Genomic DNA, 21,133 nt, shown 5'->3' with positions numbered 1-21,133 from the left:
GCTCGTTGCGGGACTTAACCCAACATCTCACGACACGAGCTGACGACAACCATGCACCACCTGTCACTCTGCCCCCGAAGGGGACGTCCTATCTCTAGGATTGTCAGAGGATGTCAAGACCTGGTAAGGTTCTTCGCGTTGCTTCGAATTAAACCACATGCTCCACCGCTTGTGCGGGCCCCCGTCAATTCCTTTGAGTTTCAGTCTTGCGACCGTACTCCCCAGGCGGAGTGCTTAATGCGTTAGCTGCAGCACTAAGGGGCGGAAACCCCCTAACACTTAGCACTCATCGTTTACGGCGTGGACTACCAGGGTATCTAATCCTGTTCGCTCCCCACGCTTTCGCTCCTCAGCGTCAGTTACAGACCAGAGAGTCGCCTTCGCCACTGGTGTTCCTCCACATCTCTACGCATTTCACCGCTACACGTGGAATTCCACTCTCCTCTTCTGCACTCAAGTTCCCCAGTTTCCAATGACCCTCCCCGGTTGAGCCGGGGGCTTTCACATCAGACTTAAGAAACCGCCTGCGAGCCCTTTACGCCCAATAATTCCGGACAACGCTTGCCACCTACGTATTACCGCGGCTGCTGGCACGTAGTTAGCCGTGGCTTTCTGGTTAGGTACCGTCAAGGTGCCGCCCTATTTGAACGGCACTTGTTCTTCCCTAACAACAGAGCTTTACGATCCGAAAACCTTCATCACTCACGCGGCGTTGCTCCGTCAGACTTTCGTCCATTGCGGAAGATTCCCTACTGCTGCCTCCCGTAGGAGTCTGGGCCGTGTCTCAGTCCCAGTGTGGCCGATCACCCTCTCAGGTCGGCTACGCATCGTCGCCTTGGTGAGCCGTTACCTCACCAACTAGCTAATGCGCCGCGGGTCCATCTGTAAGTGGTAGCCGAAGCCACCTTTTATGTCTGAACCATGCGGTTCAGACAACCATCCGGTATTAGCCCCGGTTTCCCGGAGTTATCCCAGTCTTACAGGCAGGTTACCCACGTGTTACTCACCCGTCCGCCGCTAACATCAGGGAGCAAGCTCCCATCTGTCCGCTCGACTTGCATGTATTAGGCACGCCGCCAGCGTTCGTCCTGAGCCAGGATCAAACTCTCCGATAAAGTAGTTTGACTGACTACGCACATCGCTGTGCGATTTATTTAAAACTTTGAATTAACAGGTACGTTTTGTCTTGTTTAGTTTTCAAAGATCATTATAATGGAGCGGGTGATGAGAATCGAACTCACGACATCAGCTTGGAAGGCTGAGGTTTTACCACTAAACTACACCCGCGTTTGAATTGGCGCGCCCGAGAGGAGTCGAACCCCTAACCTTTTGATCCGTAGTCAAACGCTCTATCCAATTGAGCTACGGGCGCTTATCAGGCGACTTAACTATCATACTACCAATCAGTTATGATGTCAAGTGTTTTTTTATTTCTTTTCGAAGTCTTTTTCTCGACCTCGTTTATTATACACGCTTTTGAGAATTTGTAAAGTCTTTTTTTAAAAGATCATTTTCTCATTTGTCGTTATCGCTTTGTTCATCAGCGACGTTTAATAATATACCATGCACTTTAAATTAGGTCAACACTTTTACGAAACTTTTTTCTCACTTATTATTCCCTTCTATATAATAAATAAAAAAGCAGGATTCCTAGGAACCCCGCGTCTATCCAGATTACCCGCTCACCTTGGCTTCTGCGCTATTACGATCTGTTTTTTCATAAGTACGGAAGTTTTGTTCAAGCTGTTCGAGCGACAGACCTTTCGTTTCCGGAAGGAACCTTTTCACAAATATAACGGACGCTATCCCTAACAGGACAAAAATGAAGAAGGTTGCAGACAATCCGATGTTTGCGAGCAGGACCGGAAAAGTGAAACCAACAAGGAAGTTCACGATCCAGAGGCAGAAGACAGTGACCCCCATACCAAGTCCCCGCAATCGAAGCGGGAATATCTCCGACAGCATCAGCCAGGTCACCGGAGAGACAGCCCCCTGCTGAAACGCAAGGAAAGTGACTGTTAATGAAAGAACCACATAAGGAAGAGCAGGCGATCCTTTCAGCACGACAGACAGAACTCCGATCAAAAGCAGCACCGCAGTCGTTCCGATCAGCCCCGTCATCAGCATCGGGCGGCGGCCGACTTTGCCGAGAAGCCATATTCCTACAAAAGTCGCGAGCACCGAAATCACACCGTTAGCGATATTGCCGATTAATGCGGCTTTTGTCTCGAAACCGGCATCTTTTAAAATTTGAGTTCCATAATACATAATTGAATTCACGCCGGTGAGCTGCTGCACTACCGCAATTCCGATCCCGATAAACACAATGCGGCGCACCCACGGAACGGCAAGATCCTTAAAGGTCGCCTGCTCCATCTCAGCTTCCTTATGAAAGGCAGATTCAATCTCAGCGAGCTCAGACTTTGCTTTCTCTTCATTCCTTATTCGCCGGAGAACAAGCAGAGCATCTTCTTTTCTTCCTTTAGAAACCAGCCAGCGCGGACTTTCAGGAACTTTCAGCATACCGAAAAACAAGAATACCGCCGGAAGGGCCGCGATAACGAGCATATAACGCCAAGCGTGAGAGGTATCACCAAGCACATTGCCGATGATAGCATTACACGTGAAGGCAAGCAGCTGGCCCGTTACAATCATCAATTCATTTTGGGTAACCATTCTCCCTCGGCTTTCCGCCGGCGACATTTCAGCCAAATATGCCGGAACGGTTACGGATGCTCCCCCGACGGCAAGCCCCAGCAGAAAACGGGAGATGATCATAACCGATACGTTAGGCGCCAGTGTACATCCAAGCGTCGCTGCAAAGAACAAAACGGCAAGGATAAGGATATTTTTACGTCTGCCGTTATAGTCCGACAATCTCCCTCCGAAAACTGCGCCGATCGCAGCACCCAAGAGCAGGGAGCTCGCCACCATCCCTTCAGTCAAAGCGGTAAGATTAAGCTGGTCAGCTTCCGCCATGAACGGCAGCGCCCCATTAATTACACCTGTATCGTAGCCGAAAAGTAGACCCCCGAACGTCGATACTAAAATGATGGTTCTCAAAAATGAATGCTGGCTGCTATTTTTATTCATCTTCAAATCCTCCTAGTTTTTACATAGAGATAATATCGGAATATTCAGTTATCAATATTTGCACCTATAACGTCTGCATACAAGTTCTGACCGTCCAAAACAGTTATATAAGAAGAAAATAATCTGAAAGCGTTATCATTTATAGTGATTATCCGCTCTCCCCTCTCGTCAAATTGTTATTTTATAGTTACTTTATAGTGAAGTTATAATGATATTATTGGCATTTATGTTATTATCATAATTTTAAAAGCGCTTTCAGTCAATAAATATTTCAGAAAATTTTATAACTTATCTTTATATTACCTACATGTAATCAATTTATGTTTTTAATCAACTCATTTTCACTATATGATCAATAGTTAATCTCTTTTTGATAAATAATTGATTAAATCTCGAAAACCCCCAATCAGCAGTTGGGGGTTTTTGATTTATTCTTCGTTTATTGTAACGATCGTTCTTCCTCTCGCTTCTCCTTTTAAAAGAGCAGGAAGCGTATCCGGCAGCTCTTCAAGTGTAATTTCCTTTTGAATAAAGGCCTCCAGATCTGCAGGCTTGAAGTCATCAGCTAAACGCTGCCATGTTTTCTTTCTTGTCTCCATCGGACAGAATACGGAATCGATTCCCAAGAGACTGACGCCGCGCAATATAAACGGAAAGACTGTAGCCGGGAGTTTCGTTCCCGCTGTCAGTCCGCTCACAGCAACTGATCCGCCGTACTGAATCTGGCTGAGAACTGAAGCAAGCGGCTCACCTCCGACCGGATCGACGGCCGCTGCCCATTTTTGTTTTTGCATTGGTTTTAACGTGCCGTTATACACTTCGTCACGGTGAATGACCGTCTTTGCTCCGAGGCTCTTCAAATAGCCGCTTTCGTCTTCTTTTCCCGTACTGGCCTCGACCTCGTAACCTAAGGTTGAAAGAATGGAGACAGCAAAGCTTCCGACGCCGCCTGTCGCTCCTGTCACCAGCACCTTCCCTTTTTCAGGAGCGGCATGGTTTTCTTCAAGACGCTGGACGGACAATGCGGCAGTGAAGCCGGCGGTTCCGATCGTCATGGCTTCTTTAAGTGTCAGACCTTCAGGCAGCGGCACGATCCAATCTGCCGGAATGCGGGCCATCCCGCTATAACCGCCAAAGCGGGAAACACCTATGCCGTAGCTTGTCGCAATGACCCTATCCCCCTCTTTGAAACGGGCGTCATCTGAGGAAACGACAATTCCTGCTAAATCAATTCCCGGCACGAAAGGATACGACGTTACGATCTTGCCGTCAGGAATGGCAGCCAAGCTGTCTTTATAATTCACCCCTGAGTAGCAAACCTTAATCAGCACTTCACCCTCGGGAAGGTCCTGAACCGCCAGCTCCCGTACGCTGACTGAAAACCGGTCTTCACGTTGATCGACTACTAACGCTTTAAATTGATCTGTCATCACTACGTCTCCTTAAAATGAATTGAATGGCTTTGGAAAAGCATAAAATAAGTTTGATTTGTTTTCAAATGTCCTGCCCCGTGTAGTATGATCAAAAGTAAAAACAGCGAAAGAGTGGTTACGCATCATGTCTGATAAACAAAACAAAGATAACAAAAACAACAACAGCAGCAATCATCCATTACCGGACATTATTCATACCGCCGTTTTCAAGGCGCCGATACAAGTTGTCTGGGATACGGTCTCCACTGCGGACGGCCTGTCTCTCTGGTTTATGCCGAATGATTTCACACCTCAAGAAGACAGTGAGTTTCAGCTGGAATCTCCGTTCGGTCCGTCTCCGTGCAAGCTGCTGGATATTGAAGCGCCGTACCGCCTTTCTTTTTCGTGGGATACGGAAGGCTGGATCGTTTCTTTTGTCTTAAAGGAAACGGAAAGCGGAGATACGGAATTCACTCTCATTCACGGCGGATGGAAAGAGCCGGAAGCCGTCATCAATAAAGTCCATCGGAAAAGCTCCGAGATTCACAGTACGATGGATCAAGGATGGAACGGGCTTGTCAACACGAAACTTCGCGGGGCTGTTGAGGCTTAACACAGAAGGACGGACACGCTTTCCGTCCTTTTTTTGATGCCGATACATAAAAACTGACTTTGCAAAGACACTAACAGAAGAACCGAAAACTTCTTTCAGGGGGCGCTGTTTATGTATTATTACAAAGAAGAGCTGATCAATATCATTAAACCGGACAAGCCGGACCCGGCCGCGGCCAAGGTGCTTCAGGAAATTTTAGGCGGGCACTACGGAGAAATGCGGACGATGATGCAATACTTTTTCCAAAGCTCTAATTTCAGAGGAAAAGAAAAACAGTTCCGTGACCTGCTTCGCGGTGTATTTTTAGAAGAGATCGCACACGTTGAGCTTGTCCAGCATACGATTAATGCGCTGCTCGACGAAAGCGGCGCTGAGGGCCCCGGAAATCAGGCAGCAGATCAGGCGCCGCTTGACGAAGCAGTTAAACACGCCAATCCGCACCATTTTATCATCGGAGCGCAAAGTTCTCTTCCTGTAGACGCCGGCGGCAATCCATGGAACGGGTCTTGGGTATACAACCACGGGAATCTGATTTCCGATTTATTGGACAATGTCGTGCTGGAATCAACCGGCGTGCTGCAAAAGACACGCATTTATGAAATGAGTTCAAATCAGACGTTCAGAGAAACACTCGGTTTTCTGATCGTCCGTGACAACGCCCATCAAAATGCATTTACAAAAGCGTTGGAAACACTGGGTGTCGAATGGGGCAAATTATTTCCCGTGCCGAATTATGATATTGAAAAATACCCGGAATGCCGGAAATTCGTTGAGATGGGTTATCATAATACCCAATTTAATTTCAGACTGGATCCGACACGGATCGGAGAAATTCTGCAGGGAACGACGCCGAGCCGAAACGGCGGAGACTTAAGTGTGTCCGAGCCTCCTAAAGGTTTCCCCGTGCCGGAACTTCCTGAACTTCCGAATGAGCACAGCCCCGGACTGAAAGATATGAACTTGTAACAAAAAACGCCTGTTTCGGGCGTTTTTTGTTTTTCTGAATATGAGGTTTGAATGTGTTTAAAACGGGGAATATAAGCCGGGAGATCTTGCCATACGGCCGTTATTATAATGTGAGCACATTGCTGTACATACTTCGTTTCGAAAGTTGTCCTAATTTTCCAGCCGGCCGGCTGGGTATGTTTGAATGATAATGGGAATTATGTAAAGAGAACAATGTCTTTTCTAAGGAGGCAGCGAATGTCTAAGCAAGGAAACTTCCAGAAAACTATGTCACTTTTTGATCTTATTTTAATCGGCATGGGAGCCATATTCGGTTCGGCATGGCTGTTTGCCGTCAGCAACGTCGCCTCTAAAGCGGGCCCATCAGGCGTTTTTTCCTGGCTGATCGGCGGGGGAATCATCTTATTGATCGGCTTGGTTTATGCGGAACTGGGCGCCGCGCTGCCGCGGACCGGGGGAATTATCCGGTATCCCGTATATTCACACGGACACCTGGTCGGATATTTAATTTCCTTTGTCACCATTGTGGCATACACGAGCCTTATTTCTATAGAAGTCACGGCAGTCCGCCAATACGTGGCGTATTGGTTTCCCGGTTTGACCGTAAAAGGCTCCGATTCTCCGACAATTGCCGGGTGGATATTGCAATTTGCGCTGCTCTGCCTGTTCTTCCTCCTCAATTACTGGAGTGTCAAAACCTTTGCGAAAGCAAACTTCATTATTTCGATTTTTAAATATGTCGTACCGATTACGGTAATTGTGGTACTGATTTTTCATTTTCACCCGGGCAATATGACCGTTCACGGATTCGCGCCTTTTGGCTTCACCGGAATTCAGGCCGCGATTTCCACAGGCGGCGTCATGTTTGCATACCTTGGGCTGCATCCGATTGTGGCTGTCGCGAGTGAAGTGCAGAATCCGAAGCGGAACATTCCGATCGCATTGATTGTCTGTATTATCGTGTCTACTATTATTTACACCGTGCTGCAGCTCACTTTTATCGGGGCGATCCCGGCGGATACCCTGAAGCACGGATGGCCGGCTATCGGGACTGAATTCTCCCTTCCGTTCAAAGATATCGCCGTTTTACTCGGTTTGGGGTGGCTGGCGACATTGGTCATTTTAGATGCGATTTTATCACCGGGCGGTAACGGAAATATCTTTATGAATACGACTTCACGTCTCGTCTATGCCTGGGCCAGAAACGGAACATTATTCAGCATTTTTTCTAAAGTCAATAAAGAAACCGGGACACCGCGTGCCTCCCTTTGGCTTTCGTTCGGTCTGGCTGTTTTTTGGACGCTTCCGTTCCCTTCTTGGAACGCTCTTGTCAACGTATGCTCCGTCGCATTGATTCTGTCTTATGCGATTGCGCCGATTTCTTCTGCGGCGCTGAGAGTCAACGCGAAGAATATTAACAGACCGTTTTATTTAAAAGGGATGAGCATCATCGGGCCGCTGTCGTTTATTTTTACCTCTTATATTGTATATTGGTCCGGATGGCGCACCGTATCCTGGCTTCTCGGTTCTCAAATTGTCATGTTTCTGATCTATCTCTGTTTCAGTAAATATGCTCCCAAAGATGATGTCAGCATACGGCAGCAGCTGAAATCAGCATGGTGGATCGTCGGCTTTTATGTCATGATGCTGATTTTCTCCTATCTCGGCTCGTTCGGCCACGGATTGGGCATTATCAGCAATCCGCTTGACCTGATTCTGATCGCCATCGGTTCGCTCGGTATTTATTACTGGGCAAAATATACGGGACTGCCGAAGGCTATGATCGACAGTGATAAATGACGAATGCCGGAAAGAAGTATGGTCTTCTTTCCGGTATTTTTATTTTAAGGGATGACAAAAAAGAGAACATGCGATAAAATGAATGACAGTCATTCATAAAAGGAGGAACCCCTCTATTGGCAAAACAAAGCTCGGGAAAATACGAAAAGATCCTGCAAGCCGCGATTGAAGTCATTTCTGAAAAAGGATTAGACAAAGCATCCATTTCAGAAATCGTCAAAAAAGCCGGAACGGCCCAAGGTACGTTTTACTTATATTTTTCTTCTAAAAACGCACTGATATCCGCGATTGCAGAAAACCTGCTCGACACTACGCTGGACAGAATAAAAGGGAAAACGGACGGTTCTGAAGATTTTTGGACGTTGCTGGACATTTTGGTAGATGAGACATTTCACATCACCCGGCTTCATAAAGATATTATCGTTCTCTGTTATTCCGGTCTTGCCATCGATCATTCAATGGAGAAATGGGAAGCCATTTATCAGCCTTATTATTCCTGGCTGGAAGGCGTGATCAATACGGCCATTGAACAGGGTGAGGTCCACAGCGGCATTCATGTCAGATGGACGGCCAGAACGATTATCAACGTTGTCGAGAACGCGGCTGAACGGTTTTATATCGGCTGTGAACAGGATGTCGATCTCGAAGTATATAAAAAAGAAATATTCAGCTTTCTCAAAAGAAGCTTGCAGAAATGATTGGCAGAGACCGATCATTTTTGACCGCCGTAAAAATGACTGACATTCATTCATAACTGAGGTGACTGTATCATGTATTGGCTGCTTGTATTGATAGCCGGACTGTTAGAAGTAGTTTGGGCGTCCGCCCTGAAGCATGCGGATTCGCTCTTTGATTGGATTGGTATTTTCCTTCTGATTGCCGTCAGCTTTCTGATGCTGATCCGCTCTTATAAAAAAATTCCGATGGCTGCCGCATATACCGTTTTTGTCGGAATAGGCACCGTCGGCACATATGTAACGGGCGTCATTTTAGGCGAATCGTTTTCAATCGGGCAAATATTCTTTTTGGCTTTGCTGTTGTCCGGCATTTTAGGAATGAAGGTATTTACGAAAGAAACTGAAACAAGGGGTGAACATTAATGGCATGGCTGCTGTTATTTATTGCCGGAGCGGAGGAAGTTGTAGCGGCCGTTGCCATGAAACATATTGACGGTTTTAAAAAAAAGTGGCCGCTGATTGTCATGGTAACAGGCTTTATGCTTTCATTCTTTTGCCTTTCCGGAGCGATGCAGGTTCTTCCCACAGGTGTCGCGTATGCGGCTTGGACCGGCATGGGAAGCATCGGCGTTTCGGCCGTGGGCATACTTTGGTTTAAAGAAAAATTCAACCTGTCACAATTGGTGTCTCTGGGGCTTATCCTCATCGGTGTCATCGGCTTAAAACTGACAGCGTGACGGCCTGAGACAGCTTTTTAAATAAAAAACAAAGGACCCTAAGCGGGCCCTTTGTTTTTTTATGCTGTTTTGATCTGTTCTGCTTTTCCCGCTCCGACTCCGAAAATAAAGATCAGAACGGAGACTGCGATCAGCATGAATAACGGAACCGTCCAGCCGTGCGTGATGTCATGCAGCAAACCGAATACGAGCGGCCCGAACGCGGCAAGCAGGTATCCGAATGACTGGGCCATGCCGGAAAGCGCCGCGGCTTCATGAACATGCCGGGTCCGCAGGCTGAAGAACATCATCGCCAAGCTGAACGCACATCCTCCCGCAATTCCGATCAAAATGACCCATAGCGGAGTGAGAGCCGGGCTTCCGAAAAGAACGCCGGCAATGCCGATAAGGAAAAATAAAGCTGTCAGTCCGGCGAGCGCGCGCTGATTTTTCATTTTAGCGGCAGCGATCGGCACGATAAAAGTAATCGGCAGGACTGAGAATTGCATTAATGAAAGCATCCATCCCGCCTTACTTGAGCTGAGACCATTCTGCTGAAGAATTTCCGGCAGCCAAGCAATGACGGTGTAAAAAATAAGGGATTGCAGCCCCATGAACATCGTCACCTTCCAAGCTAGCGGAGACCGCAGCAGACTGCTTTTCTTCTCTCCGTTTGTCCCAGTCGTGCGGACGGGCAGTTCGCGTCCTCGCATTTGCGGAATCCACATGACAAACGCAATGAAAGAAAGGATAGCCCAGCAGCCGAGCGCGCCTTTCCAGCCTAACCCCGCTGAAGAGGCGATCGGCACGCTGATGCCGGATGCAATCGCGCCGCACAGATTCATAGAAACCGAGTAGACGCCGGTCATGATGCCTAAATTTCCAGGAAACTTATGTTTAATGAGACTCGGCAGCAGGACGTTGCATACGGCGATCGACAATCCCAACAGGATCGTTCCGAAAAAGAGAGTGCCGATTCCGGCGATGGAGCGCAGCAGAGTTCCGGCTGTCAGGACAATTAATGATGACAGTAACACAATCTCGGTCCCGAAGCGCCGCGACAATAAAGGAACAAACGGCGACAGACATGCAAAGGCCAAAAGCGGCACTGTCGTAATGGTGCCGGCAGCCGCATTGGTCATGCCGAGGCTGTCCCGAATTGAGGAAACGAGCGGCCCGACCGATGTCAGAGGCGCTCTGAGGTTGGCCCCTATCAATATGACTCCGATGACCAGCAATATCAGTTTTTTACGCTGACTTGCTTGCAGAATTTGATGTTCGTCTTTAATTTTCATGTTCATCCTCCATGTGTATTGTATCTTTAAATACTGTGATGTATTGGTTGACGGCCTCCATGGCCTGATCCGGCTTCTGTCCGATAATCGCGGCGGCAAGCTGGGTGTGGATCCGTATAGCAGGGGTGATTTCCAACAGGTTATGGACTGACGCACAAAGCGCCTCCGTCATATGCTCGTAAAGATCAGAAAGCATGTTGTTATGGGCCGCCTGTACAATGGTTTTGTGCAGTTTAATGTCAGCCTCGGCATATCGTTTTCGATCTTCATTTTGCAAGGCCGCTTCACATTCATCCAAGCACACCTTCAGTGCTTTCAGGTCTTCGTCATTACGCCTTTCCGCCGCCAATCGCGCAGCTTCTCTTTCGAGTGCGTATCTGACTTCTAATGTTTCAAGCAAATTTGATTTTTTAATATGGCGGTAAAATGCCGCGCCGAGAACACTGGATGAGCTGACATACGTACCGCTCCCCTGCCTTGTCTGAAGCAGGCCGGCATGTACGAGCGCCCGAATGGCCTCACGCAATGTGTTTCGGCTCACATCAAATTGCTTCATTAAATCCAGCTCAGGGGGAATGCGCGTCCCGACCGGCCATTTATCCGATTGAATTAACGATTCAATTTGCGTCACCACTTGTTCTACGAGCGACAGTCTGCTTGTTTTGGATATCTCCATCAAAACACCTCTGAAATTTGTAGGATGATTCTATCATTGGGTAATATAACATAAAAGAAGCGAAGATGTAAATCAGCGGCACAAAAAAAGAGTGAGTTTTTCTCTCACTCTTCGGCGCTTTTATGAACGTTTTATATTGACTGAGGTCACGACAAACTTGTCATGACGGTGGCGGGAAAATGAATATTCAAAGGGAGTGCCGTTGTCCAAAAAGCCTACATGCTCGACTTCAAGTATCGGGTCATCCGGCCGGCAGCCGAGATATTGCTGATCCATATCATCCGACTTGCACGCTCTGATTTTTCTGTGTGAGCCTGCGATTTTGAGCTGGAGTTCCCGCGTAATATGATCGTAGATGGAATGGTTGAGCACCTCATCATTAATGCCGGGTATAAGGCTCGCCGGCATGTACGTTTTTTCAAGAACGTACGGTTCGCCTTCAACAATTCTGAGCCTCACTACATAATAGACGGGAGTCTTTTCATCGATGGCCAAATGTGCGGCGACATCTTGAGACGGAAACTGCACTTCAAACCGGATGACCTTGCTCTTGATATTTTTTCCTTTTAACAAATTGCTCAAGCCGAGAATTTCGTTGCTGACTACGTGAACGTGCTCATCCTGCATGGCTGATTGAATGATAAACGTGCCGTGCCCTCTTTTTCTGAAAAGCATCCCTTCAGCCGCAAGTGTATCAAGCGCCCGCTTCATTGTCATCCGGCTGCACCCGAACTCCGCAGCGAGCGTCTTTTCATCCGGGATCGGCTGATCTATGTCATATACACTGCTTTTAATCCTCTTTCTCATTTCGTTGGCGATTTTTTCGTACTTATTCATCGGTTTCCTCCGGCTGTATAATGTTTGATCTGTATAGACTCCTTACGGTTATCATAAATTTTTTTCCCTGCTTCATCAATGACGTTACAGCCGCCGATATTGAAATTGAAAGGATTTCCTCGAATTTTCTATGGAATCTCCCTCACTATTATGGTAGAATTTTTTGCAGTAACGGACACAACCGAATATTGCATACATTGTATAACCTCAATGATATGGTTTGAGGGTGTCTACCAGGAACCGTAAAATCCTGATTACAAAAATTGTCCCGTACACTTTTTGTAATCAGGATTTTTTATTTTCTAAAAAATAAAAAAAGGAGTATCTGTACATGAATTTCAAAGTATTTCTGCTTGCAGCATCTACCATCGCAGTCGGATTGGTTGAATTAATTGTGGGCGGTATTCTTCCGCAAATCGCTTCCGACTTAGATATATCCATCGTCAGCGCGGGGCAGCTGATCAGCGTGTTTGCGCTCGGTTACGCGGTATCCGGCCCGCTGCTTTTGGCGGTGACGGCAAAGGCTGAACGAAAGCGGCTTTATTTAATCGCACTGTTTATTTTCTTCCTAAGTAATCTGGTGGCTTATTTCAGTCCCAATTTCGCCGTACTTATGGTGTCACGGGTGCTCGCTTCCATGAGCACAGGGCTGATTGTCGTCCTTTCTTTAACGATTGCTCCTAAAATCGTGGCGCCTGAATACAGAGCGCGGGCGATCGGCATCATTTTCATGGGGTTCAGCTCCGCAATCGCTTTAGGCGTGCCTGTCGGCATTATCATCAGCAATGCCTTCGGATGGCGCGTTCTGTTCTTGGGAATCGGCGTATTATCTCTCGTTTCCATGCTGATTATCAGCGTCTTTTTTGAAAAAATACCTGCTGAAAAAATGATTCCGTTTCGTGAGCAGATCAAGACGATCGGGACCGCCAAAATTGCCAGCGCACATCTTGTCACCTTGTTTACATTGGCGGGGCATTACACACTCTATGCCTACTTTGCGCCTTTTTTGGAAAGAACGCTTCATTTGAGTTCCGTTTGGGTCAGTGTATGCTACTTTTTGTTCGGTCTGTCAGCGGTATGCGGCGGCCCGTTCGGAGGCTGGCTGTATGACCGTTTAGGAGCATTTAAAAGCATCATGCTTGTGACCGTTTCTTTCGCTCTGATCCTGTTTATTCTTCCGCTGACAACGGTTTCTTTAATCATTTTCCTGCCTGCGATGGTGATCTGGGGATTGCTCAGCTGGAGCCTTGCGCCGGCGCAGCAAAGCTATTTAATCAAAATTGCGCCTGAGTCTTCCGATATTCAGCAAAGCTTCAACACGTCCGCTTTGCAGATCGGCATCGCGCTCGGGTCAGCCATCGGCGGCGGCGTGATCGGACAAACCGGTTCTGTCACAGCAACAGCCTGGTGCGGCGGTTTGATTGTCATTATCGCTGTCGCGTTAGCTGTATTCTCTTTAACGAGACCCGCTTTGAAAAGAAAATCCGCATAAATGTGAGACCGCAAAAAAGCCAAAGGAGTTCCTTCGGCTTTTGCGGTCTTTTTATTTTGCGGCAGCAAGCTCGTCTTCTGTCACCCATTTATGATTGGTTACTTTTTGGCCGCCGTCAGTCGGTGTATAGTCGACCATATACACGGTTGTCTTTTTGGCTGAATCAATAACGGCTTCGGCGCCCTTCATGCCTTTCATATGGGATGCCTCGATCACGGCCTTGTCACCCGGTTTTAACGTTTTATCACCGGCGCCCTTCAGCTCTTCCTGAATGACCCATTTATGATCTTCGACGCGCTTTCCTCCCGTTTCCGGAGTGTACGACACACTGTAAACCGTTGTATCATAAGCACCTTTTACGGTTCCTTGCGCATTTTTCATGCCTTTCATATGAGAAGCTAAAATCATGACATCACTGCCGACCTTATAAGTCGGATTTTCGGCCTTCTTTAAACCTTTCGGCACCTCGGATGAACCCGAGTGATTCATGTCTTCGTGAGAGTGCGTTTCTTTGTCTTTCGCTTTTTCGCTTCCTCCTGAAGATTGGCTGTTGCATCCGGCAAGCGCCAGAACGGGGATCAGGAGAAACATGCTGAATAAAAATAGTCTCGCTTTCATTTCAAGAACTCCTTTGCCTTTTTGATTTTTCACTTTCCCTTTCGTTTCTTCAGTAAAACAAAAAGATGGCCTGTCATTTCTCCTAATTCTTCAAATCTCTCTTTATTGCCTTTCATCAGGTGAAATTGTTCACAAAATGTACACATTAATGGAGATGCAGTATAATTCATTTATCAGATAATAGGGGGAACTCATCATGAAAACGAAGGTTTTTGCGGTGGTATTGGGCGCTGTTTTAATGATTGCGGGGTTGGTTTTGGCAGAGGTTTCGCTTTATATGGAATACATCACAATGCTCGGAGCTATGATTTTTTCTTCTATATTTATGTCAGAGCCGAAAAGAAAATTTCGCGTCATCAAAGGGGTCTGACTTTTCTATTACCGCCGTCTTCTCAGGACGGCGGTTTTGTTTTGCATGTCACTCAGTCTATCCGCACAGCCGTTTCTTCTGTGCCGTCCTGATATAAAACGAAATGCGGGGCTGTTTGTGCTTTATCACCTGCAAATTCAATTTCAAGCGGCAGCGCCCTGACAAAATAACGGGTTTCCGTCATTGGGAATAATTCGAATGGAGTCTGCCCGTCTATTGTAAGATACAATCGGTTTTCTTTTACCGCCACCGATGCATGTGTGTCATCCTGAAATGAGTAATTGCCGGTAAATCTGCTGTAAATCGCAGGATCGATATCTGCTTTTTTCTGATCTGCCGGACGTTTCGGAATCACGTATGGCTGATCAAATAAGATGTTTACAGCCGCGGCAATTACAGCTTGTTCAAATTGATACGATTGTTCCATATTGCTGAGATAAATCAATGTTTTATTCTGGTCAATATACCGGATCATCAGAGTTGAATAGCCCGGCCAGCCTCCGTCGTGACTGATAACCTTCCCTTTTTGGGGGCTGTTTTGAATCATCCAGCCAAATCCGTATCCGAATTGCTCTTCTTCATTCCAATAGCCCGGTGTAAACGCTTGATCTTTAGACTCTTTGCCGATGATTTCTTCCGTATAAAGAGCCTGATCAAACAGATATAAATCTCTAATAGCGGAGTTAACGGTTCCGTCACCTTGAATTCCGTCAAGAAAGACGACATAATCAGTTTCCTCAAGTTCATCCGGCAGCACATATTCTCTGGAATGAACATCATACACATAGCCATATGCATAGTTCGGAATGTTTTCTTTACTCAGCCTTCTGTTATAAATCCGCGTATCGTGCATACGAAGCGGATGAAATACGGCTTGTTTCATAAATTCAGCAAAACTCATGCCTGATACAATTTCTATAATAACCGCTAACACCACATACCCCGTATTACTGTAAAGCCACTCCTTGCCCGGCGGGAAATAAGCATCCGGCTTATGCTGCTTGAGCATATTGATCACATCTTGATTAACGGCAATTCTGTCCCGGTCCCAATGTGTTAAGAACAACTCCATATAGTCCGGCAATCCTGACGTATGATGGAGTAAATGCCGAATGGTAATGCCCGGATAAGGAAAATCAGGAAGCCACCGCTCTATCATATCGTCATAACGCAGCTTCCCTTGCTGCTCTAAAATGATAACGCCCAAAGCTGTAAACGGCTTAGATACTGAGGCCAATTCAAAGACCGATTGGTCATTCAGCATCCTCTTTGTTTTCAGTTCTGCAGCGCCGAATGAACCCTGGTATAAGATGCGGCCGTTTTCCGCTGCCAATACAGCGCCGTTTATTTCATGTCTTTCGTCTAAAGTGCTGAAAAGCTGTTCAAACGCTTGTTTTTTCTTTTCGTTCATTTCACGAACCTCCATATACAAGCTGATTTACCCTTTTATACGAACGGCCGCTTTAGAAGTTTCAATATTTTCCCTTTCCGGAACACCAGTCAGTATACTGCCGTTCAGGCAGCCGCGGAGGTTTGATGAATGTCTTTTATTCACACAATACTGTGCAGGCTTCGAATTCAACATGCTTCTCGTCTTTATTTGCACCGGCAATTTCCATAGTCGAAAACATCGCGCAGACGACGGCTTTGTATTCGTTCATGACGGTTTGAATTTCAATCAGGAACCGTTCGGATGAAGCCGCGTATTCCGTTACGTACTCTTTCATTTTGCCGATAATATCATCTGCCTGACGGCTGAAGCCGGCCGCCTCCAAGTCACTCTCAAACTGGTTTTTGTTGATCATATGAATATGCATTTTTTAAAGGCTCCTTTCAGCAGCATTTTGTGGTTATATCTACTGTAAAGGACAGACTTGGATAAACTTTTAATAAAATATGAACAAAATATGAATTGGCTCATCGGCCTGACCGGCGGGCTTTCGGCTGTGCTCCGTTTCATTTGGACTACATGAAATAATGACTTCTTTACTCTGTTAAAAACAGCTCATATATGATCTAATACCAGTAAAATGTTTAGGAGGCGGCCTATGTCAGCAGCAGGAAATCGGCAAAAATTTTGGGTCATGGCGATGCTTATAGCGGTCTTCACCGTGTTCGTTTTCTCTTTTTCTGAGAATCATTCACAAAAGAACTGGCACACAGCGGTTGACCAGGCGTCAGTGAATGTCTTCGGCCAGCAGATCTTTGAAAAAGACCGTCTGGCAAAAACACTCGACGCACGTGAGGCAGAATCTCTTTTGACTCTTGTGAAACTTGCAAATGCAGAACATCACATCATCTAAAAGCCATTATAAAAAGCCTGTTTCCCTTTGACAGAGGAAACAGGCTTTTTTCCATGTATTATTGAGCATGTTTTTGTTCAATAAACCGGTCGATCCGGGCGAGAACATCCTTCATGTCCGTACATTCTTTAAAGCTTTCATTAATGGCTTGAATGCCTTGTTTGTATTTTCCGTTATGCAGCACTTCTTCCGCGGCAAGCTTTACCTTTTCAGCGCTTACTTCATCTTTTTGCACTGTATAGCCTGCATCCAATTCAGTCAGGCGGCGCGCAACCATCGGCTGGTCTTTATCGTGCGGGATGACGACCAGCGGCACTTGATAATGAATGCCTTCATTTACACTGTTCATTCCGCCATGCGTGACAAACACGTCGGCCTGCTCCAGCACTTCAAGCTGCGGCACGTACGGGGCGATGATAAAGTTTTCCGGCGCCTGTTTGATTTTCGACAGATCGGCTTTTTCCCCGGCGGCAATGACTACTTTTCCTTCAAAATCTGAGAACGCTTCTATGCACAGATTGAAAAACGCTTCCGTGTCCCCGAGCACCGTTCCCATTGAGATATAAATGACTTTTTCATTCTTTAGTGAGTCAATCGGGAAGTCGACGCGCCCTTTTCTCTTCGGAAAACTCGGACCGATAAATAAATACTCATCTCCGAATGTCTCACTTTCGGGCTGAAAATATCTGCTTGTATAGACGACGTTCAATTCACCTGTGTTGTTCATAAATTGAACCATGCTGTCAGGGGCGACACCGTATTTGTCTTTCATCTCGGCCAACAGCTCTTCACATTCCCTGTCCGGCTGAAACGGCACGCCCGATTCCGGGTGGAGCGGCAGTATTTTCAGACGGTCTTCATTGAACAGGAAGGATGCTGAAGAAGAGATGCCGGGAATGTTGAGATAATCCCGCACCAGCTCTCCCGCACCGAATTTATCATAATAGACGGCGTCGAATTGAATGTCCTCTGCCAGCCGCTGCACAATATGTAAAATCTCCAGTGACGTTTTGATATGAACCTTTAAAAATGCAAGTATGCCGGACGGACTGCCGGGATCAATAGGTGTCATTCTGAGCAGATCGCTGTGAAGATGAACTTTCGCCCCTACTCCTTCCAGTCTGCTTTTGTATTTTTCCGTTGAGATATAATGAACGTGATCGCCCCGTTCGCTGAAGGCCTTTGTCATACCCAATGTCGGGTTTACGTGTCCTTCTGCGGGAAAATTGATCATCAGAATATGTTTCGCCATTTTTCAATCTCCTTTGCCTTTTTTGCGTCTCTTCCATATCCATCATAAATGACGCGGAAAAAATCATGCAAGGAACATCCGTCAGGTCTTTATGACGGTTCGATGACATCGGCAAAAAAAAGACAAGGCATTTCGCCTTGTCTATCGTGATGATTCGTCTGTTTCTTCCGCTCTCAGCACGCCTTTCAGATGTTCTTCATCATGCTTGAGATGCTCCGTCATATATTGCACGGCTTTTGTTTTGTCGCCCTTTTTTATTTCTTCAAAGACTTTCCGGTGCTCATGCAGAATAACCTCCGCACGTTCATCGCCTTTAAAATTAAGAACTCTGCAAAAATGAATCAGCACATTGACATGCTCAAGCAGCATGGCCAGCCGGCTGTTGCGGCTGAAATCCACAAGGAGCCGATGAAACGACTCGTTTAAGGAAATAATCTCAGTCTCTTTGACGCCTTTATTGATGGCTTCTTCCGTCTCCCGCAGCTGTTTTTCAATGAGGTCAATTTCACTCTCAGCCGCTTCATCAATAACCAGTTCGACCGCCAGTGATTCAAGTGACATTCTGATTTTATAAATCTCTTCAACATCCTTAACGGACAACGAATAAATGACAAAGCCGTTTCGATCGTCTGCCGTCAGAAGCCCGTCCTTTTCAAGGAGCCGCATGGCTTCTCTGACCGGCGACCGGCTGACTCCGAAATCCTTGGCCAGCTGAGTCTCATTCAGCCGTTCACCCGGTTTAAAAATCCCCTCAAATATCATTTTTTTCAATTGGGAATAAAATTGCAGATAATACGGGATTGGCTTATCTAATTTAAAATTATCCATCTTTCCTACCTCTTCATACAATTTAGGCCTTATTGTTACCAAGATCATATAACAGTTTATCTATGGAAGCAACATTCCCGAGCTTGTCAGCATATCGGAGGTGGCGTAATATGGAATTATGATGAACGACGGTCGACGGTCTGCCGTAAACCGAAAACAATTCATTCAGAGGTGACGGAAACATGAAAACATACAAGATTGCCAGCATACCGGGGGACGGTGTGGGGAAAGAAACAGTCCCTCAAGCGGAGCGGGTGTTGAACGCGATCGCCGAATTACATGGAGGCATTGCCTTTGAGTTCACTTCTTTTCCGTGGAGCTGCGAGTATTATTTGGAGCACGGGACTATGATGCCGGATGATGGATTAGAAAGGTTACAGCACTTTGATGCTTTGTTTTTGGGAGCGGTGGGGAATCAAAAACTCGTCCCCGATCATGTTTCGCTGTGGGGGCTGCTCATCAAGATACGCCGGGAATTTGAACAGGTGATTAATGTGCGGCCGGCGAAGCTCCTGCCGGGAATCACTTCCCCCCTCGTTAACCCGAAAGATTTTGATCTGATAGTCGTCCGCGAAAACAGTGAGGGCGAGTACAGCTCTGTCGGCGGCAGAATCTATCAGGGTGAGGACGAAATCGCCATACAAAACGCGGTCTTTTCCCGCCGGGGTACGGAAAGAGTGATGCGGTATGCTTTCGAACTGGCGGAAAGTCGGCGGAAACACGTCACAAGCGCGACGAAATCAAACGGTATTGTTCACTCGATGCCGTTCTGGGATGACATCTTTAAAGAGGTCAGCCGTGAGTACGCCGGGATTGAGACGGATTCCCAGCACATCGATGCACTGGCGGCCTTCTTTGTCACGCAGCCGGAACGCTTCGATGTCATTGTCGCTTCGAATCTGTTCGGAGATGTGCTGACAGATATCGGCGCGGCGATTATGGGAAGCATCGGAATCGCTCCCGCAGCCAACATCAATGTAAACGGCAAATATCCTTCCATGTTTGAGCCTGTTCACGGCTCCGCCCCGGATATTGTCGGAAAAGGAATTGCCAATCCTATAGGCCAAATATGGACGGCGAAATTAATGCTCGATTCATTCGGAGAAGAGGAACTGGGCCATCTCCTCTTACAATCTATTGAAACGGTCACAAACAGCGGCATTCTGACTCCTGATGTCGGCGGAAAACATTCAACGGAAGATGTCACTTCCGCTATTATTTCTCAAATAAAAAAATAACATTTTATGAGGAGAGAGAAGATGGATTCTTTTCGTGAACAATTTGAAAAGCATGTGACCCATGATTCAATTGAGGTAAATGGCATCCGCCTTCATTACGTCTTTACGGGAAAGGAGGATGCTCCCCCCGTCATTCTCCTGCACGGCTTTCCGCAAAGCTGGGTGACGTGGCGTTATGTGATTCCGACGCTTGCCGCTTCTCATAGAGTCATCGCGGTTGATCTGAGGGGCTACGGCGATTCTGAAAAGCCGAGCGGCATAAACGGCTATGATAACAAAACGATGGCAAGCGATATACAAGGTCTGATGCGCCGCCTGCATATACAAAAAGCGTTAATTGCCGGGCATGACAGAGGCGCAAGGGTAGCAAGGCGGCTCGCTTTAGATGCGCCGGAACTGGCGGCAGGCCTTGTGCTCATTGACATTATGCCGACTGAATACGTCTATGATTCTCTGACGGCAGCTGAAGCGGCAAAAAAATACTGGCACTGGACATTTCAGGTCGTTCCCCATCTGCCGGAAGAATTAATACAAGGAAAAGAAGAGGAATATCTTAGATTTTTATTAAGCAGAGGCGACGGGCTTTTTGACCTGCTGACATCAGACGGCGCCTGGGAACGGTACTTAGCTGCCTGGAAGCAGCCCGGCGCTGTTCAAGCTGCGCTTAATGACTACAGAGCCGCTTATCAAATTGATTTGCCGAGATATCGTTCAGAAAAGGAATCACAGAAAAAACTGGATGTTCCCACGCTTTTGCTGTGGGGAGAAAAAGGGAACTTAGCCGGTCTTCCCGTGCTTGGCACATGGAGAGAATCAATTCGTGAAGTCAGCGGATATGAGATAAAAGGCTGCGGCCATTACGTCCCCGAGGAAAAACCGACAGAAGCTGCCCGCAGGATTATCGATTTTTCAAAAACGGTTTTTTAAGGGGCGCGCCACACCGAGAC

21 protein-coding genes, 2 tRNA genes, 1 rRNA gene and 1 riboswitch (1 of these 25 running past the window's edge) are annotated in these 21,133 nt (G+C 46.9%); of the genes, 11 read left to right on the top strand and 13 right to left on the bottom strand.

Going from position 1 to position 21,133, the window contains the following annotated elements:
- From JNUCC22_RS03120 to JNUCC22_RS03100, 5 genes are all read right to left on the bottom strand, one after another.
- Positions 1 to 1,115 (bottom strand): 16S ribosomal RNA (locus tag JNUCC22_RS03120); it reaches 435 nt to the left of the window's first position.
- A gap of 98 nt (positions 1,116 to 1,213) precedes the next feature.
- Positions 1,214 to 1,287: transfer RNA gene (locus JNUCC22_RS03115), tRNA-Gly, on the bottom strand.
- An 8-nt stretch (positions 1,288 to 1,295) separates the two neighbouring features.
- Positions 1,296 to 1,372, bottom strand: a tRNA-Arg gene (locus tag JNUCC22_RS03110).
- Positions 1,373 to 1,674: 302 nt separating this feature from the next.
- Positions 1,675 to 3,093, bottom strand: coding sequence for a sugar porter family MFS transporter (locus JNUCC22_RS03105; protein ID WP_216062117.1), 1,419 nt, complete (start codon positions 3,091 to 3,093; stop codon positions 1,675 to 1,677).
- Positions 3,094 to 3,521: 428 nt separating this feature from the next.
- A complete protein-coding gene (locus JNUCC22_RS03100) occupies positions 3,522 to 4,523 on the bottom strand; it encodes an NADPH:quinone oxidoreductase family protein (RefSeq protein WP_020955415.1) in 1,002 nt (333 codons plus the stop codon).
- Positions 4,524 to 4,650: 127 nt separating this feature from the next.
- Here JNUCC22_RS03100 and JNUCC22_RS03095 point away from each other — a divergent pair, with 127 nt between their 5' ends.
- The 6 genes from JNUCC22_RS03095 (at position 4,651) to JNUCC22_RS03070 (ending at position 9,298) form a co-directional block, all read left to right on the top strand.
- Complete coding sequence (locus JNUCC22_RS03095; RefSeq protein WP_216062116.1) at positions 4,651 to 5,118, top strand: SRPBCC family protein; 468 nt, start codon at positions 4,651 to 4,653, stop codon at positions 5,116 to 5,118.
- A 111-nt stretch (positions 5,119 to 5,229) separates the two neighbouring features.
- Positions 5,230 to 6,084, top strand: coding sequence for a manganese catalase family protein (locus tag JNUCC22_RS03090; protein ID WP_020955413.1), 855 nt, complete (start codon positions 5,230 to 5,232; stop codon positions 6,082 to 6,084).
- Positions 6,085 to 6,321: 237 nt separating this feature from the next.
- Positions 6,322 to 7,884 (top strand): APC family permease, encoded by a 1,563-nt coding sequence (locus JNUCC22_RS03085; protein ID WP_007409293.1) that lies wholly within the window; start codon positions 6,322 to 6,324, stop codon positions 7,882 to 7,884.
- Positions 7,885 to 8,000: 116 nt separating this feature from the next.
- A complete protein-coding gene (locus JNUCC22_RS03080; RefSeq protein ID WP_007409294.1) occupies positions 8,001 to 8,582 on the top strand; it encodes a TetR/AcrR family transcriptional regulator in 582 nt (193 codons plus the stop codon).
- Between the two features lie 72 nt (positions 8,583 to 8,654).
- Positions 8,655 to 8,984: a DMT family transporter gene (locus JNUCC22_RS03075; RefSeq protein ID WP_003156023.1), complete on the top strand. Its 330-nt coding sequence runs from the start codon at positions 8,655 to 8,657 to the stop codon at positions 8,982 to 8,984.
- The gene (locus tag JNUCC22_RS03070) at positions 8,984 to 9,298 is read left to right on the top strand and encodes a DMT family transporter (RefSeq protein WP_003156024.1); all 315 of its coding nucleotides are present in this window, start codon (positions 8,984 to 8,986) and stop codon (positions 9,296 to 9,298) included. The genes JNUCC22_RS03075 and JNUCC22_RS03070 overlap by 1 nt, the downstream gene beginning before the upstream one ends.
- A gap of 59 nt (positions 9,299 to 9,357) precedes the next feature.
- Here JNUCC22_RS03070 and JNUCC22_RS03065 read toward each other — a convergent pair whose 3' ends face one another.
- The 3 genes from JNUCC22_RS03065 to JNUCC22_RS03055 form a co-directional block, all read right to left on the bottom strand.
- Positions 9,358 to 10,572: a CynX/NimT family MFS transporter gene (locus JNUCC22_RS03065; RefSeq protein WP_012116961.1), complete on the bottom strand. Its 1,215-nt coding sequence runs from the start codon at positions 10,570 to 10,572 to the stop codon at positions 9,358 to 9,360.
- Complete coding sequence (locus JNUCC22_RS03060; protein ID WP_031378597.1) at positions 10,562 to 11,248, bottom strand: FadR/GntR family transcriptional regulator; 687 nt, start codon at positions 11,246 to 11,248, stop codon at positions 10,562 to 10,564. The genes JNUCC22_RS03065 and JNUCC22_RS03060 overlap by 11 nt, the downstream gene beginning before the upstream one ends.
- Positions 11,249 to 11,368: 120 nt before the next feature.
- Positions 11,369 to 12,085, bottom strand: a complete 717-nt coding sequence (locus tag JNUCC22_RS03055; RefSeq protein ID WP_007409298.1) for a GntR family transcriptional regulator — start codon at positions 12,083 to 12,085, stop codon at positions 11,369 to 11,371.
- Between the two features lie 177 nt (positions 12,086 to 12,262).
- A riboswitch (purine riboswitch) is annotated at positions 12,263 to 12,362 on the top strand.
- A 54-nt stretch (positions 12,363 to 12,416) separates the two neighbouring features.
- Here JNUCC22_RS03055 and JNUCC22_RS03050 point away from each other — a divergent pair.
- Entirely contained in the window at positions 12,417 to 13,577 is a 1,161-nt protein-coding gene (locus JNUCC22_RS03050) for an MFS transporter (protein WP_007409299.1), read from the top strand.
- A 51-nt stretch (positions 13,578 to 13,628) separates the two neighbouring features.
- Here the strand turns inward: JNUCC22_RS03050 and JNUCC22_RS03045 are convergent, their stop codons facing one another.
- Positions 13,629 to 14,195, bottom strand: coding sequence for a YdhK family protein (locus JNUCC22_RS03045; protein ID WP_007409300.1), 567 nt, complete (start codon positions 14,193 to 14,195; stop codon positions 13,629 to 13,631).
- A gap of 196 nt (positions 14,196 to 14,391) precedes the next feature.
- Here JNUCC22_RS03045 and JNUCC22_RS03040 point away from each other — a divergent pair, with 196 nt between their 5' ends.
- Positions 14,392 to 14,565 (top strand): hypothetical protein, encoded by a 174-nt coding sequence (locus JNUCC22_RS03040; RefSeq protein WP_007409301.1) that lies wholly within the window; start codon positions 14,392 to 14,394, stop codon positions 14,563 to 14,565.
- Between the two features lie 52 nt (positions 14,566 to 14,617).
- On the opposite strand, the gene JNUCC22_RS03035 is transcribed toward JNUCC22_RS03040, so the two are convergent.
- Both JNUCC22_RS03035 and JNUCC22_RS03030 read right to left on the bottom strand, forming a co-directional pair.
- Positions 14,618 to 15,976: a serine hydrolase gene (locus tag JNUCC22_RS03035; RefSeq protein ID WP_072588846.1), complete on the bottom strand. Its 1,359-nt coding sequence runs from the start codon at positions 15,974 to 15,976 to the stop codon at positions 14,618 to 14,620.
- Between the two features lie 136 nt (positions 15,977 to 16,112).
- Positions 16,113 to 16,382 carry a hypothetical protein gene (locus tag JNUCC22_RS03030; protein WP_007409303.1) on the bottom strand — a complete coding sequence of 90 codons (270 nt, stop codon included), beginning with the start codon at positions 16,380 to 16,382 and terminating at the stop codon, positions 16,113 to 16,115.
- Between the two features lie 231 nt (positions 16,383 to 16,613).
- On the opposite strand from JNUCC22_RS03030, the gene JNUCC22_RS03025 reads away from it, so the two are divergent.
- Positions 16,614 to 16,868, top strand: coding sequence for a hypothetical protein (locus JNUCC22_RS03025; RefSeq protein ID WP_007409304.1), 255 nt, complete (start codon positions 16,614 to 16,616; stop codon positions 16,866 to 16,868).
- 58 nt (positions 16,869 to 16,926) lie between these two features.
- Here the strand turns inward: JNUCC22_RS03025 and JNUCC22_RS03020 are convergent, their stop codons facing one another.
- Entirely contained in the window at positions 16,927 to 18,120 is a 1,194-nt protein-coding gene (locus tag JNUCC22_RS03020; RefSeq protein ID WP_025284340.1) for a macrolide family glycosyltransferase, read from the bottom strand.
- Positions 18,121 to 18,261: 141 nt separating this feature from the next.
- Positions 18,262 to 18,948 carry a GntR family transcriptional regulator gene (locus JNUCC22_RS03015; protein WP_072588845.1) on the bottom strand — a complete coding sequence of 229 codons (687 nt, stop codon included), beginning with the start codon at positions 18,946 to 18,948 and terminating at the stop codon, positions 18,262 to 18,264.
- Between the two features lie 182 nt (positions 18,949 to 19,130).
- Here JNUCC22_RS03015 and JNUCC22_RS03010 point away from each other — a divergent pair, with 182 nt between their 5' ends.
- Together JNUCC22_RS03010 and JNUCC22_RS03005 are read left to right on the top strand one after the other, a co-directional pair.
- Entirely contained in the window at positions 19,131 to 20,186 is a 1,056-nt protein-coding gene (locus JNUCC22_RS03010) for a tartrate dehydrogenase (protein WP_072588844.1), read from the top strand.
- Between the two features lie 21 nt (positions 20,187 to 20,207).
- A complete protein-coding gene (locus tag JNUCC22_RS03005; protein WP_072588843.1) occupies positions 20,208 to 21,113 on the top strand; it encodes an alpha/beta fold hydrolase in 906 nt (301 codons plus the stop codon).
- Positions 21,114 to 21,133: the final 20 nt, after the last annotated feature.

The sequence above is a fragment of the Bacillus sp. JNUCC-22 genome, from assembly GCF_018861275.1.
GTDB lineage: Bacteria > Bacillota > Bacilli > Bacillales > Bacillaceae > Bacillus > Bacillus velezensis.
This window is presented reverse-complemented; position numbering and strand designations above follow the sequence as displayed.